The organism is Afipia sp. OHSU_II-C1, assembly GCF_000497575.1.
In the GTDB taxonomy this organism is placed as follows: domain Bacteria; phylum Pseudomonadota; class Alphaproteobacteria; order Rhizobiales; family Xanthobacteraceae; genus Afipia.
The window spans coordinates 283,221-296,962 of sequence record NZ_APJI01000013.1; the positions used below are offsets into that span (position 1 = coordinate 283,221).

Below are 13,742 nucleotides of genomic sequence, written 5' to 3' on the forward strand. Positions count from 1 at the left end.
CGTGTAGCTTCCGTCATCTCTCGTGTGTCAGGGGTTCGGTTGCCGCGTCGAGCCACACTTTCGTCGCCTCGTCGACCAGCGGGCGAATCTCCTGCCGCACCCGCGCGTGATAATCGTTGAGCCAGCGCAGTTCCTGCTTGCTGATGCGGTTGGCGTTGATCAGCCGCCGGTCGATGGGCGCAAGCGTCAGCGTCTCGAACGCGTTCATCGGCTTTTCGGCGCCTTCGATCTTCGCCTCGACCACCAGTTCGAGGTTCTCGATGCGGATGCCGAAGGCATCGGTCTTGTAGTAGCCAGGTTCGTTGGACAGGATCATGCCGCGCTTCAGCGGCGTAGTGCCGAGTTTGGAAATGCGCGCCGGGCCTTCATGCACCGACAGATAGCTGCCGACGCCATGGCCGGTGCCGTGGTCGAAGTCGATTCCTGCATGCCACAGAAATTGCCGCGCGAAAGCGTCGATCTGCGCTCCGGTGACGCCGTCGGGAAACACCGCGCGCGAGATGGCGATGTGCCCGCGGAGGACGCGGGTGAAACGGTCGCGCATTTCGTCCGTCGGCTCGCCGATGGCAATGGTGCGGGTGACGTCGGTGGTGCCGTCCTCATACTGCGCGCCGGAATCGATCAGCAGCAGGTCGCCGGGCGCGATGCGGCGGTTGGACTTGCGGGTCACGCGATAATGCACAATGGCCCCGTTCGGGCCGGTGCCGGAAATCGTCGGGAAAGACACGTCTTTCAGCGCTCCGGTTTCGCGGCGGAAGGTTTCCAGCGCTTCGACGGCGTCGATCTCGGTGAGTTTGCCGGATGGCGCTTCCTTGTCGATCCACGCCAGAAACCGGACCAGCGCTGCGCCGTCGCGCTGGTGCGCCGTGCGGGTGCCTGTGATCTCGGCGGCGTTCTTCACAGCCTTCAGCATGGCGACCGGATCTGCCACACGCACCGGCTTGCCGCCTTCGGCGACAATCATCCGGCTCAGTGCATCGGCGGCCGTTGCGGCATCGAGACCGATGGCGGCCTTGGTGCGGGCCAGTTCGGCAAGCCGGGGCATCAGCGCATCGGGCTCCTCGACACCCGCATTTTTTTCGAGGTGATCGCGTACGCTGTTCGACAGTTTGCGGTGATCGATGAAGATCGTCGGCCTGCCGTCTTTTGGCACCAGCGCGTAGGACAGCGGCAGCGGCGTGTGCGCGACGTCCGCGCCGCGGATGTTGAAGGTCCATGCCACCGCGTGAGAGTCCGACAAGACCAGCGCATCGACATTGAGCTTGGCGATTTCGTTGCGGATGCGCGCAAGCTTGTCGCTCTCGCTCTCCCCGGCGAACTGGGCGGGGTAGACTTTCACCGCCCCGAGCGGCGCGGCGGGACGGTCAGTCCAGATCGAATCCACCGGATTGCTGTCCACCGCGATAAGCTCCGCCCCGGCCTTTTCGCAGGCCCTGGCAAGGCGTTCGGCTGCCGCCGAAGTGTGCAGCCAGGGGTCAAATCCAAGGCGGTCACCCGGTGACAGGTTCGCGGTGAGCCAGGTTTCCGGCGGCGGTTCGATCAGGGATTCGATGGTCCAGGCTTTCGTATCGACCTGCTTCGCGGCCTGGATCGTGTAGCGCCCGTCCACAAAAACGGCAGCCTTTCCCGTCAGGACGGCGGCCAACCCGGCCGAGCCCGTAAAGCCCGTCAGCCACGCCAGCCGCTCGTCGGAGGGCGGCACATACTCGTTTTGCTGGCTATCGGCGCGGGGAATCACGAACCCGGTCAGTTGCCGGTGCAGCAATTCCTCGCGGAATGCCGACAGACGCGCGGTCAGCGCGACGCCGCCTTCGGGCTCGTCGAATGACTGGAACTGGGCTTCGAACATCTGGCGACCTTAGAATTCCGGGGCGGGGGCGGCAATGCGCTGCCCCTCAATGGTGGCATGACTTGTGCTTGACACAGAATTAACCCCGCATCCAACGACGGCTGTGGGGACTAACAGGTGACGGGGAACGATTTGGCGACTGCAACTGTTGAGGTTACTGCGCCGCCAGGAAGCGCGAAGGGGTGTGTTTTTCAACTCAATGAAGAGGGGATAGGGCATGCCAGCATTTATGTTTGAGAAGATTTCGCCGCCGGTACATCAGGGGAGCGGCATTCCAGCGGTCACGATCAAGGAGCCGCGCGGGGTCATCGTCCAGATGCTTGATCGCCTGACGGAAAGCCGGTTGCGGCGCGAGGCACGGCGGGCACGATTTGAAGCTGGCTATACCGAGGCCGACATCACACCGCATCGGATGAAACGGGAATAACGTCTGCAAGTCGGCGAGACTTAGCGCCGTTGCATCAAGAGGCTGCTCCAGCCGTCGATCTGGATTCGCTTGAGCAGCTTCAAGCCTGCGCCGCGGTAGGCGGCAACCACGCTGTTCGCCTGATGCGGCAGCAATCCCGACAGGATCACGAATGCATGCGGCGCCAGATGCCGCGCCATGTCGGGCGCAAGCCGCCGTAGCGGGTTGGCGAGGATGTTTGCCATCACCAGACCGAAAGGGCCATTCGCCGCGAAGTGAGGTGAATGGAAGCCTGTCGCATGGACGGCCTCGACCCAGTTTCCGACGCCGTTGAGATGCGCGTTCTCATCCGCCACGATCACTGAACGGAAGTCGATATCGCTGGCCAGAATCCGCCGGCGCAGCGCCTTCGCTGCGGCGATGGCGAGCACGCCGGTTCCCGAGCCGAGGTCGAGAATCCGCTTGGGGGTTCGCTGACTCAGCACCTGATCGAGCAGCAGGAGGCATCCACGTGTGGTGCCGTGGTGGCCGGTCCCGAAGGCCAACGCGGCTTCGATCTCGATCCCGAGCTTGTTGGGGGGCACCCGGTCGCGGTCATGGCTGCCATGGACCACGAATCGCCCGGCGCTGACCGGCACCAGATCCGCGAGGCTCGCCTTGACCCAGTCCTTGGTCTCGATCGTACCGAAGACGATCGACCGGGCCGCCGCGTCTCCCGCAGTCTCTGTCACCAGCGCCCGGATGAAGTCCTCGTCCGGGGCTTCGGCGAAATGCATGGTGATGTCCCAGCGGCCGCCCGGCGCCTCGAAGGCAGCGATGGCGAGGTCATGGCTGGGGTAGCGCTCGGTGATGGCATCCACGATGCGGCTGGCCGTGCGTTCGTCGCCGATGGCGAAGGTGGCCTGCGTCGCGGGCGAGGGGGAGGATGAGGTCACGGGCGGGTCCAGCGGGCTGAGGATCGTGATTGCATCGCCCATTTTCCCACGCTCTGTCCACCGGTTACGCACCGAACATACCGGGGTTCTTCACACTTTGTTAACCGGGGTTTTCCACACGTTAGTAAAGCTTTAACCAGGCGGAAATCCTCTGATTATCCACAGCGTTATCCACAGTTTTTCAACAGCCGACGGGCGTTCTTTCCCCAGCCCTTCAAGAGAAGATTCCCTGATGGTCCCGGAGGATAACGGCTGCCGCGTTGTGTCCCGGCGCGCCGGTGACGCCGCCGCCCGGATGGGCTCCTGATCCGCAGTGATAGAGACCCTTGAGCGGCCCGCGGTAGTCGGCATGGCCGAGCATGGGGCGAGCGGAGAACAACTGATTGAGCGACAGCGCGCCGTGGAAAATGTCGCCGCCGAGCAGTCCGAATTCCCGTTCCAGATCGAGCGGCGACAGCACTTGCCGCTCGATGACGCTGCGGGCGAATCCCGGCGCATAGCGATCGACGGTCGCGATCATCAGGTCGGCAACCTCGTCGCGGCGGTCGTCCCACGACCTGCCGTCCGGTAGCTGCGGCGCGACATGCTGGCAGAACAGGCTGGCGACATGCTTGCCCGGTGGAGCCAGCGAGTCATCGAGGGTGGAGGGGATCAGAACCTCGACCACCGGTTCGCGGCTCCAGCCGTGCTGGCGCGCGTCGAGCCAGGCGCGGTCCATGTAGGCGAGGCTCGGCGCGAGGATGATGCCCGCGGTGAGGTGGTCGCCGGGGCCGGGCAGCGCCTTGAACGAGGGCAGCGCCGACAGCGCCACATTCATCCGGAAGGTGCCGGAGCCGTTGCGCCAGTTCGCGATGCGGTCGAGGAACGGCTTTGGCAACGCGTCCGCCGGGACCAGCCTAGTGTACAGCAGCTTCGGATTGAGGCCGGAGACGACATAGCGCGCGCGGACCGTTTCGCCGTTGTCGAGGACCGTTCCGACGGCACGGTCGTTCTCGACGATCACCTCCCGCACGCCGGCGCCGGTCTGGATCTCCGCACCGTGGGCGCGCGCCGCCGCAGCCATGGCTTGCGTGATCGCCCCCATTCCGCCGATGGCATGGCCCCACAATCCCTTCCGGCCGTTCACCTCGCCGAACGCGTGATGCAGCATGACGTAGGCCGAGCCCGCCGCGTAGGGGCTGGCATAGTTGCCGACAATGGCGTCGAAGCCGAACAGCGCCTTGACCAGATCGCTCTCAAAACGGTCATCGAGCATGTCGCCTGCGGACCGCGTGAACAGGTCGAGCAGGGTTCGCTGGCTCTCCAGCGTCAGTGCGCGCAGGATGTTGGCGCTGCTGAAAGCATTGAAGGCCTCACGGATCGCCTGCACGCCGAAGCCTTCGACGATATTTGGGGGCGCGCGGAGCACGAAGGCGCGCAGCACGTCGGCAATGGTTTCCAGTTCCCGGTTGAAATCGTCGATCTGCAACGCGTCGCGTTCGCTGAATTTGGCGATCGACTGATGCGTGCGGCCGTCGCCGGTCAACAGATAGCGACCGTCCGGCGCGGGCAGGAAGTTCTGCGCGCGCCGCTCCACAATCCGCAAGCCATGATGGTGCAGCCGCAGGTCCGCGATGACTTTCGGATTGAGCAGGCTGACCGTGTAGGCCGCCACCGAATTACGGAAGCCCGGATGGAATTCTTCAGTCACCGCCGCGCCGCCGACCACCCCGCGGCGCTCGATCACCTTGACGCGCAGGCCATTCATCGCGAGATAGGCCGCGCAGGTCAGGCCGTTATGGCCAGCGCCGATGATGAGCGCATCATAGTCCGACATGCCTCAGTCATAATCGCGGGTCGCGTCACGCGCGAGTGATTTCTGTCACGCGCATGTTATTGCCCGCTTGTGAAGGCTATGCTCCACTCCAGTCCCGCGTCCGGTGATTTGCCGGATCATTCCGGAGCTTCCATGATTTCAGTGCCGTCCGACACCGCGAGCCAGTCCACCGGCGCGAGAAATACGCTTGTGCTGGTGGTTTACACAGTGGCAATTTTCACCAGCGCCCTGCTGTTGTTTTCGGTCCAGCCGTTGTTCACGAAAATGGTGCTGCCGCGGCTCGGCGGTTCGCCCGCGGTATGGTCGGTAGCGATGGTGTTTTTCCAGTCGCTGTTGCTCGGCGGCTACGCCTATGCCCACTATTTGATGACCTTGAAGAACAGGACTGCTCCGGTCGTCATCCATCTTATGCTGCTGACCGCCGCGCTGCTCACCTTGCCGCTGTCGATTGCGAGCGGGTGGGGGGAGCCGCCGGCCAGCGGCTATGCGTTCTGGCTGCTCGGCCTGTTCGCTGTCTCGATCGGGCTGCCGTTCTTCGCGCTCGCCGCCAACAATCCAATGCTGCAGGCATGGTTCGTCCGTACCGGACATCCTGACGGCCCCGATCCGTATTTTCTTTACGCATCCTCGAACATCGGCAGTTTCCTTGCGCTGTTGTCCTATCCGGTGCTGTTCGAACCGATGTTTTCGCTGCGAACGCAGAACGTGATCTGGACCGGTGGCTATGCATTACTCATCGTCCTGATCGCGGCCTGCGGCGTTTTGCTGCTGCGCTCGCCGCCGATGACGGTTGACGCTGTCAGCGCAGCGGACGGGGACGCACCCGCGCCAAGCTGGCCGACACGGCTGCGCTGGATCTTTCTGGCCGCCGTGCCGTCTGGTCTTCTGATCGCGGTGACGGCGCACATATCCACCGACGTCGCGGCCGCGCCGCTGCTGTGGGTGCTGCCGCTGTCGCTGTATCTTCTGACATGGGTGCTGGTGTTCCAGTCGCGCCCGCTGTTGCCGCATTGGCTGATGCTGCTGCTCCAGCCACTCGCTATCGCGGGCGTGATGATCCTTCTGGTGATCGGCGGCGAACAGAATCTGCTGCTGACGCTTGGCGGGCATCAGCTTTGTTTCTTCATCATTGCCATGGCCTGCCATGGTGAATTGGCGCGTACGCGGCCTGCCGCGCGCTATCTTACGGGCTTTTACGTTGCGCTGTCGTTTGGCGGCATGGTCGGCGGATTGTTCGCGGGCCTGATAGCGCCTTACACCTTCTCGTGGATCGCCGAATATCCGATCCTGCTGGCGCTGGCTGCGCTGTGCCGCCCGGCCGGGGCACCGACCGAGCGCGGCGGTTTCAGCCTCTGGGTGCTTGCGGCGATCGCGGGCCTTGGTCTGATCGCGTTGGCCTACCGGCAGGGGACGGTTACCGAATTCCTGGAAACCAACCGGGTCTGGATAGTCACGGTCTTTGCGTGCGCCATGATGATGCTCGCGGTGCTGTTGAAGATCGGGCGCTGGCAAATCACCGCGCTGGTTGTGCTGGGACTGATCCTGATCCGGGTCTATCCCGCCGATGACGGCCGCGTCGAGACGGTGCGCAGCTTCTTCGGCGTCCACAAGATCGTGGTGACCTCGAACGGCCAGTATCACGTGCTGATGCACGGCACGACGATTCACGGCGCGGAGAAATTCCTGGAGGACGATGGCTCGCCGGTAAAAGGCCGCCCGGAGCCGATCAGCTACTATCACAAGGACGGCGGCATGGGCCGCGCGATCGCCGCGATCCGAGAGCGCAAGGGCGGTCCGATCCGCGTTGCCGTGATCGGTCTCGGCGCCGGCACACTTGCCTGTCAATCGCAGCCCGGCGAGGACTGGAAGTATTTCGAGATCGACCAGACCATGGTCGATACCGCGCGCGATCCGAAATACTTCACCTACGTCAGCGCATGCGACCCTGGCATGAAGCCGGTGATCGGCGATGCGCGGCTGACCTTCGCCAAGGAACAGGACGGCGCCTACGACCTCATCATCGTCGATGCCTATTCATCGGATGCGATTCCGATTCATCTGGCGACCGAAGAAGCAATGGCGATCTACAAGGCCAAGCTCGCGCCGCAGGGCGCGGTGGTGATGCATGTTTCCAATCGGCATCTCGAACTGGCGAGCGTTGTCGTCGGCATTGCCGAGGAGAACGATCTCAAGAGCTGGGTCTACAACGAGGATTCCGGACGCGACGCCGATTACATCTTCACCACGAATGTCGTGATCTCGGCGCGCGAGGAGGCCGATGTCGGCAAGATCGCGTCGGACGAAAAGTGGGTGCTGACGGAAGCCACCGAAGGTCAGCGGGTCTGGACCGACGATTATTCCAACGTGCTCGGCGCCGTATGGCGCAGGCTCAGGAATCCCGACGAGTAGCGGTTCGTCCGCTTACTCAGTCGGCGTAGTAATAATAGCCGCCGCGAGGAGACTGAACGCGCCGCTGATAGCGTGCGTCCTGCTCATAACCCTGGGCGTAGCCCTGATAGTATCCGCCCTGCGACTGGTAGATGCGGCGCTGCATCGGGCCCGCGTCGCTGGGGCCGTAATAGGCCTGGTCCTGCGCGTAGGTTGAATCGCGATAGACGCGATCGGGCGAGGCTTGGCGCGCGCGGGTGTTGGCGTTCAGGTCCTCGCTATAGACGTCCTGTCCGCTGGGTGCGATCTGCAACGGCCGCCCGTAGGCATCGACGTCGCCGCGTGTGGTTGCGACATTGGTGCGCGGCTTTGGATTGCGCGCAAGAGCGACCCGCGATGAGCCTGTCAGCGTTACTGTGGTGGTGAGCAGTCCTTCAGCCTTGACGAGATCCCAAAGCTTCAGCGCATTGGCGCGCGACAGCCGCACGCAGCCGTGTGATGCCGGGGTGCCGAGGCGGCTCACGGCATCGGTGCCGTGGATGGCATGACCCTGTTTGGTGAAGAAGATCGCATTCGGCATCGGCGCGTCATCGAACTCCTTCGAGTAGTGATCCTCTTCCATGCGGAAGGTCTTGAAGCTGCCGTTGGGTGTTTCGTGCGATGGATTTCCGCTGGAGACAGGCCAGGTGTAGCGCTGCACGCCGTCGACCGAGACGGTCATCTGCTGCGTGTCCTTGTTGACGAGGATGGATACCGCAGCCTGCGCCGCGCTGCCCGAAAGCAGCATCAGGCCTGTAACCGAAATCAATACCGCACGCATGACTGTCGCCTCGTCTCTGCCCCTCGCTCTTAATAGAGCATGGAAAGCGGCTTTTTTAACAGTGTCTTCGTCTTAAGGTTGACGGAAGCGGCCATACGGTTTCGTGAACGGCGCACGTTTGTGGCGTCTTTTCGCCAAACTTGACGCAACTTTCCGGCGGTTAAGGCGTTGCAAGATGGGTCAAAGTTCGCCCGCTCATGGAGATTTTCAGGATGAAGACGAAGACTGAGGCTTTGTTCATGTTCACCGCGGCGCATCGCCGCCTTACGTTTATCGCGGCGGCTCTGGCGATCCTTGCATTGCCGATGGCTGCACATGCGCAAGGTGTCTTCAGAGGCATGGAGGGCGGGGCGAACGAGGGTGCCTATCGCGGCAATCGCGTAGCAGGGCCGGTCGGTGGTGTTGTCGGCGGTGCGGTTGGCGCAGGTGTCGGCGGTGTCGTCGGAGGTGTAAACGGTGTGCTCGGCATCGACAATCGCCGCAGTTACCGCAGCCGCCACTATCGCAGCCGGCACTATCGCCATCACCGGCGGCATCACTAACCTGATGTAAGATCATTTCAAAATGGCGCGTCCGGAAATGGATGCGCCATTTTCATGTCCCGATCTTGTGGGCCGGCCCGGCGGATCACGGCTTTAGAGCTAAATTTGAGGTGAGATAAGGCGCAGCCGCGGATTGTGTTTCTCCCGAACCTGACGCAACCTTGACGCTGCTGATTTGCTTCAGGGCCGGATTCGGCCGGGCAGGGAGGTTTCTTCATGAAAATTGCAGCTTCGGTCACATTGATTTCAGGTGTCGCACGGACGGCGGCGACGCTGGCTTTTCTGATGGCGCCTGCCGCCGCTCAACAGCAGGACCCCATCAACGGCGCCATCAGCGGCGCTGCACAAGGAACGTATCAGGGTAAGACCGCGGCCGGACCGGTAGGCGGACTGGTCGGCGGTGCGCTTGGCGCAGGTGTCGGCGCTGTGGCCGGCACGCTCAACGTGGTCGGCACCGGTGTGAGCAATGCCGTGCAGCCGACGACGGTGCCTCCGCCTCCAGGTACAGGCCCGAGCGGCTATTACGACAGCAACGGAAACTGGCGCCCGAACTGAAACGGCGCCGCTGTCCTTGTTCAACACGCCCCGTTTGAGGGGCGTGTTTCGTTCGGGATCAGGTCTTGAGCCGATAGCCGGTCTTGAAGATCCACCACACCACAATCATGCACAGGGCGAGAAAGCCCAGCGTCATGCCGAGGCTGATGGCTACGCTGACGTCGGCGATCTCGAAGAAGCTCCACCGGAAGCCGCTGACGAGATAGACCACCGGGTTGAACAGCGTCACGGTTTGCCAGACCGGTGGCAGCATGTGAATGGAATAGAAACTGCCGCCCAGGAATGTCAGCGGCGTGATCACCAGCAGCGGGATCACCTGCAGTTTTTCAAAGCCGTCGGCCCAGATGCCGATGATGAAGCCGAACAGGCTGAAGGTCACCGAGGTCAGCACCAGGAAGGTCAGCATCATCACCGGATGCGCGATCCTCAGCGGCACAAACAGGCCGGCCGTGGCGAGAATGATGAGGCCGAGGATGATCGATTTGGTCGCTGCTGCGCCGACATAGCCGACCACGGCTTCGAACGACGAAACCGGCGCCGAGAGCAGCTCATAGACGGTGCCGGTGAATTTCGGGAAGTAGATCGCGAACGATGCGTTGGCGATGCTTTGCGTCAGTAGCGACAGCATGATCAGGCCCGGCACGATGAACGTGCCGTAGCTGACGCCGTCGATCTCGGTGATGCGCGAGCCGATCGCCGAACCGAACACCACGAAGTACAGCGATGTCGAGATCACCGGCGAGACGACGCTCTGCAACAGCGTGCGGAAGGTGCGCGCCATCTCGAATTTGTAGATCGCGCGAATGGCATAGAGGTTCATTATTGATGCACCAGACTGACGAAGATTTCTTCGAGCGAGCTTTGAGTGGTGTTGAGATCGTTGAAGCGGACACCGGCAGCGCTCAGGTCGTTCAGGAGCGCCGTGATACCGGTGCGTTCGCCCTTGGTGTCATAGGTGTAGGTAAGCTCCTCGCCATCCGGCGACAGCTCGAGATGATGCGCGGCGAGGGCGGCAGGAATTTCGGCGAGCTTCGATTGCAGATGCAGCTTGAGCTGCTTCCTGCCAAGCTTCTGCATCAGCTTGGCCTTCTCCTCGACCAATACGATCTCGCCCTTATTGATGACGCCGACGCGGTCGGCCATCTCTTCGGCTTCCTCAATGTAATGCGTAGTGAGGATGATGGTGACGCCTGAGGCGCGCAGTTCGCGCACCACGTCCCACATCGCCTTGCGCAGCTCGACATCGACACCTGCTGTCGGCTCATCGAGAAACAGGATCTGCGGCTCATGTGCCAGCGCCTTGGCAATCATCACACGGCGTTTCATGCCGCCGGAGAGCGTGATGATCTGGCTCTTGCGCTTGTCCCACAGCGAGAGCTCCTTGAGCACCTTCTCGATATGGGCGGGGTTGCTCGGCTTGCCGAATAGGCCGCGGCTGAACGAGGCGGTCGACCATGGCGATTCCCATGCGTCGGTATGCAGTTCCTGCGGCACCAGCCCGATCAGCGAGCGGGCAGCGCGGTAATCCTTGACGATATCGTGCCCATCGACCGTCACAGACCCTGCGGTCTGGACCGCGAGACCGCAGATCACGCTGATCAGCGTGGTCTTGCCGGCGCCGTTCGGGCCGAGCAACGCAAAGATCTCGCCGCGGCGAATATCGAGATTGATATTCTTCAGCGCGGTGAAGCCGGACGCATAGGTCTTCGAGACGTTGGAAACCGAGATGATGGGGGACATGGGAACAATCTGTCGAGGCGGGAGCATGAGATAGGCGCGCGCAAGCCAGTGCGCAATACATAATGCCTCTTGCGGGGCTGATGCGCGCACTGAAAATTCTATGGCGACGTATTCAAATTTGTCATGCGCCGCGGTCGCGCCCGCTATGCGCGCGTCACGAAACTGTCGACGACCTTCTTTTCGCCCGCCTTCTCGAAAGCGATGGTCAGCTTGTTGCCGTCCACCTTGGCGACATGGCCGTAGCCGAACTTCTGATGGAATACGCGATCGCCGGGGGAGAACTCGGAATTCGCGCCGGTGGATTTGGCGATCAGTTCGCCCTCGATCACCGTCGGCTTGCGGCTGAAGCCGCCACGCGAACCGGAGTCATATCGCGCGCCGGTTTCATCAAATCCCTTGCCGCCGGTGCGGGCGCGATTGGCCTGCGCGCGCTGCCAGCCTGGCGTCGTGTAGGTCGAGCCGAACGATTCCACGTTGTCGAAGCGCGATGCGCCGTAGCCGCCAGATCCGCCCCATCCCGAGCCGCCCTTGCTCTCGGTGATCTCGACATTGGCCGACGGCAATTCATCGAGGAAGCGCGAGGGAATGGTGGTTGTCCATGATCCATGGATGCGCCGGTTGGTGGCGAAGTAGAGCATGGCGCGCTTTCGCGCGCGCGTGATGCCGACATGTGCCAGGCGGCGTTCTTCCTCAAGCCCCGCGCGCCCCTGTTCGTCGAGGGTGCGCTGGCTCGGAAACAGGCCTTCTTCCCAGCCGGGCAGGAACACGTTGTCGAACTCCAGGCCCTTCGCCGAATGCAGGGTCATCAGCGACACCGCATCGTCATCGGCTCCGCCTTCGCGGTCCATCACCAGCGAGATGTGTTCGAGGAAGCCCTGCAGGTTCTCGAATTCTTCCATCGAGCGCACGAGTTCCTTCAGGTTGTCGAGGCGGCCGGCAGCGTCGGCGGAACGGTCTTTCTGCCACATCTCGGTGTAGCCGGATTCATCCAGCACGATTTCCGCAAGCTGCGTGTGCGGAACGATATCGCGCTGCGCGCGCCAGCGGTCGAAGCTGGTCATCACGTCGCGCAGGCTACCGCGCGCCTTCGGCTTCAACTCATCCGTCTCGATCACAGCGCGGGCGGCTTCGGTCAGCGGGATACGGCGCTTGCGCGCGACATCGTGCAGCATCTGCACGGTGGCGTCGCCGAGGCCGCGTTTCGGCACATTGACAATGCGCTCAAAGGCGAGATCGTCGGCAGGCGAATTGATGACGCGCAGATAGGCCAGCGCATCGCGGATTTCCGCGCGCTCATAGAACCGCGGGCCGCCGATCACGCGATAGGGTAGTCCCAGCGTAACAAAGCGGTCCTCGAACTCGCGCATCTGGAATGAGGCGCGCACCAGAATGGCGATCTCGTTCAGCTTCTGCCCGGCGCGCTGAAGTTGCTCGATCTCCTCGCCGATGCCGCGGGCTTCCTCTTCCGAGTCCCACGCGCCGGTGACGGTGACCTTCTCGCCATCGACATCCTCGGTGCGCAGCGTCTTGCCAAGGCGGCCTTCATTATAGGCTATCAGATGCGAGGCAGCGGCGAGGATATGGCCTGTCGAGCGGTAGTTGCGCTCGAGGCGAATGACCTTCGCACCGGGGAAATCGTGCTCGAAGCGCAGGATGTTGTCGACCTCGGCGCCGCGCCAGCCGTAGATCGACTGGTCGTCGTCGCCGACGCAGCAGATGTTTCTGGGTGCGGCGAGGGGGGCGACTTTTTCTCGATTGTCATCCCCGGGCCGACGCGAAGCGTCGAGACCCGGTGATCCATCTTGTGAAGATTCGATGGATTGCCGGGTCAAGCCCGGCAATGACGACTGCGACGGCGCCTGTGCGAGCAGCCGCAGCCAGAGATACTGCGCGACGTTCGTATCCTGATACTCGTCGACCAGAATGTATTTGAAGCGGTTCTGATACTGCCGCAGCACATCGGGATGTTCGCGAAACAGCCGGATGTTCTCCAGCAGCAAATCGCCAAAGTCGGCGGCATTGAGAATTTTCAGCCGCTCCTGATAGGTCGCATAGAGCTTGCCGCCCTTGCCGTTACCGAACACGGCGGCTTCACCCCCCGGCACCTGCGAGGGGGTCAGTCCGCGATTTTTCCAGCCATCGATCAGCCCGGCCAGCATGCGTGCGGGCCAGCGCTTGTCATCGATGTTCTCGGCCTGCAGCAATTGCTTCAGCAGACGGATCTGGTCATCGACGTCGAGCACGGTGAAATTGGATTTCAACTGCACCAGTTCGGCGTGATAGCGCAGGATTCGCCCGCCGATGGAGTGGAAGGTGCCGAGCCACGGCATGCCTTCGACCGCCTGACCGAGCATCTGGCCAAGCCTGTGCTTCATCTCCCGCGCCGCCTTGTTGGTGAAGGTGACGGAGAGAATTTCGTGCGGCCGCGCACGGCCGGTCGAGAGAATATGCGCGATGCGCGAGGTCAGCACCCGCGTCTTGCCGGTGCCTGCGCCCGCCAGAACCAGAACCGGCCCGTCGAGCGTCTCGACCGCCTCCCGCTGCTCGGGATTGAGCGCGGTCAGGTATTGCGGTGCGGCCGACGCCCGCGCCCGCGCAGCGATGCCGCCAGCGGCTGGCTGGTGGCTCGGCACGGCGCGTGACAGGTCTGACGGCGGCAGCTTGTTCGGTTCGGTCATGCGATTCGTCTTT

The 13,742-nt window shown here is 62.8% G+C and carries 11 protein-coding genes; 4 read left to right on the forward strand and 7 right to left on the reverse strand.

The genetic code is table 11. From position 1 onward, the window contains the following. Positions 1–13 precede the first annotated feature (13 nt). Entirely contained in the window at positions 14–1,849 is a 1,836-nt protein-coding gene (locus tag I554_RS0114615) for an aminopeptidase P family protein (RefSeq protein WP_024576353.1), read from the reverse strand. A 217-nt stretch (positions 1,850–2,066) separates the two neighbouring features. Between I554_RS0114615 and I554_RS0114620 the strand changes: the two genes are divergently transcribed. Continuing rightward, entirely contained in the window at positions 2,067–2,276 is a 210-nt protein-coding gene (locus I554_RS0114620) for a hypothetical protein (protein WP_024576352.1), read from the forward strand. Between the two features lie 20 nt (positions 2,277–2,296). Here the strand turns inward: I554_RS0114620 and I554_RS0114625 are convergent, their stop codons facing one another. Together I554_RS0114625 and I554_RS0114630 are read right to left on the reverse strand one after the other, a co-directional pair. Further along, entirely contained in the window at positions 2,297–3,232 is a 936-nt protein-coding gene (locus I554_RS0114625) for a 50S ribosomal protein L11 methyltransferase (RefSeq protein WP_024576351.1), read from the reverse strand. 172 nt (positions 3,233–3,404) lie between these two features. Then, a complete protein-coding gene (locus tag I554_RS0114630; RefSeq protein WP_024576350.1) occupies positions 3,405–5,006 on the reverse strand; it encodes an NAD(P)/FAD-dependent oxidoreductase in 1,602 nt (533 codons plus the stop codon). A gap of 132 nt (positions 5,007–5,138) precedes the next feature. On the opposite strand from I554_RS0114630, the gene I554_RS0114635 reads away from it, so the two are divergent. Beyond that, positions 5,139–7,415: a fused MFS/spermidine synthase gene (locus I554_RS0114635; RefSeq protein ID WP_024576349.1), complete on the forward strand. Its 2,277-nt coding sequence runs from the start codon at positions 5,139–5,141 to the stop codon at positions 7,413–7,415. Positions 7,416–7,431: 16 nt separating this feature from the next. Here the strand turns inward: I554_RS0114635 and I554_RS0114640 are convergent, their stop codons facing one another. Beyond that, complete coding sequence (locus I554_RS0114640) at positions 7,432–8,214, reverse strand: L,D-transpeptidase (protein ID WP_024576348.1); 783 nt, start codon at positions 8,212–8,214, stop codon at positions 7,432–7,434. A 212-nt stretch (positions 8,215–8,426) separates the two neighbouring features. Here I554_RS0114640 and I554_RS0114645 point away from each other — a divergent pair, with 212 nt between their 5' ends. Further along, complete coding sequence (locus tag I554_RS0114645) at positions 8,427–8,756, forward strand: hypothetical protein (RefSeq protein ID WP_024576347.1); 330 nt, start codon at positions 8,427–8,429, stop codon at positions 8,754–8,756. Positions 8,757–9,041: 285 nt separating this feature from the next. Further along, positions 9,042–9,311 (forward strand): hypothetical protein, encoded by a 270-nt coding sequence (locus I554_RS0114650; RefSeq protein ID WP_244432765.1) that lies wholly within the window; start codon positions 9,042–9,044, stop codon positions 9,309–9,311. Between the two features lie 58 nt (positions 9,312–9,369). On the opposite strand, the gene I554_RS0114655 is transcribed toward I554_RS0114650, so the two are convergent. The 3 genes from I554_RS0114655 to I554_RS0114665 form a co-directional block, all read right to left on the reverse strand. Next, complete coding sequence (locus I554_RS0114655) at positions 9,370–10,131, reverse strand: ABC transporter permease (RefSeq protein WP_024576345.1); 762 nt, start codon at positions 10,129–10,131, stop codon at positions 9,370–9,372. Beyond that, complete coding sequence (locus tag I554_RS0114660; protein ID WP_024576344.1) at positions 10,131–11,051, reverse strand: ABC transporter ATP-binding protein; 921 nt, start codon at positions 11,049–11,051, stop codon at positions 10,131–10,133. Before I554_RS0114660 ends, I554_RS0114655 begins: the two co-directional genes overlap by 1 nt. A gap of 143 nt (positions 11,052–11,194) precedes the next feature. Beyond that, the gene (locus I554_RS0114665) at positions 11,195–13,729 is read right to left on the reverse strand and encodes a UvrD-helicase domain-containing protein (RefSeq protein WP_024576343.1); all 2,535 of its coding nucleotides are present in this window, start codon (positions 13,727–13,729) and stop codon (positions 11,195–11,197) included. Between the last annotated feature and the right edge of the window lie 13 nt (positions 13,730–13,742).

What these genes read in the sequence shown, in the direction of transcription:
- I554_RS0114660 (WP_024576344.1), bottom strand. Translation starts at nt 11,051, where the DNA reads ATGTCCCCCATCATCTCGGTTTCCAACGTCTCGAAGACCTATGCGTCC.
- I554_RS0114635 (WP_024576349.1), top strand. Translation starts at nt 5,139, where the DNA reads ATGATTTCAGTGCCGTCCGACACCGCGAGCCAGTCCACCGGCGCGAGA.
- I554_RS0114655 (WP_024576345.1), bottom strand. Translation starts at nt 10,131, where the DNA reads ATGAACCTCTATGCCATTCGCGCGATCTACAAATTCGAGATGGCGCGC.
- I554_RS0114620 (WP_024576352.1), top strand. Translation starts at nt 2,067, where the DNA reads ATGCCAGCATTTATGTTTGAGAAGATTTCGCCGCCGGTACATCAGGGG.
- I554_RS0114625 (WP_024576351.1), bottom strand. Translation starts at nt 3,232, where the DNA reads ATGGGCGATGCAATCACGATCCTCAGCCCGCTGGACCCGCCCGTGACC.
- I554_RS0114665 (WP_024576343.1), bottom strand. Translation starts at nt 13,729, where the DNA reads ATGACCGAACCGAACAAGCTGCCGCCGTCAGACCTGTCACGCGCCGTG.
- I554_RS0114645 (WP_024576347.1), top strand. Translation starts at nt 8,427, where the DNA reads ATGAAGACGAAGACTGAGGCTTTGTTCATGTTCACCGCGGCGCATCGC.
- I554_RS0114615 (WP_024576353.1), bottom strand. Translation starts at nt 1,849, where the DNA reads ATGTTCGAAGCCCAGTTCCAGTCATTCGACGAGCCCGAAGGCGGCGTC.
- I554_RS0114630 (WP_024576350.1), bottom strand. Translation starts at nt 5,006, where the DNA reads ATGTCGGACTATGATGCGCTCATCATCGGCGCTGGCCATAACGGCCTG.
- I554_RS0114650 (WP_244432765.1), top strand. Translation starts at nt 9,042, where the DNA reads ATGGCGCCTGCCGCCGCTCAACAGCAGGACCCCATCAACGGCGCCATC.
- I554_RS0114640 (WP_024576348.1), bottom strand. Translation starts at nt 8,214, where the DNA reads ATGCGTGCGGTATTGATTTCGGTTACAGGCCTGATGCTGCTTTCGGGC.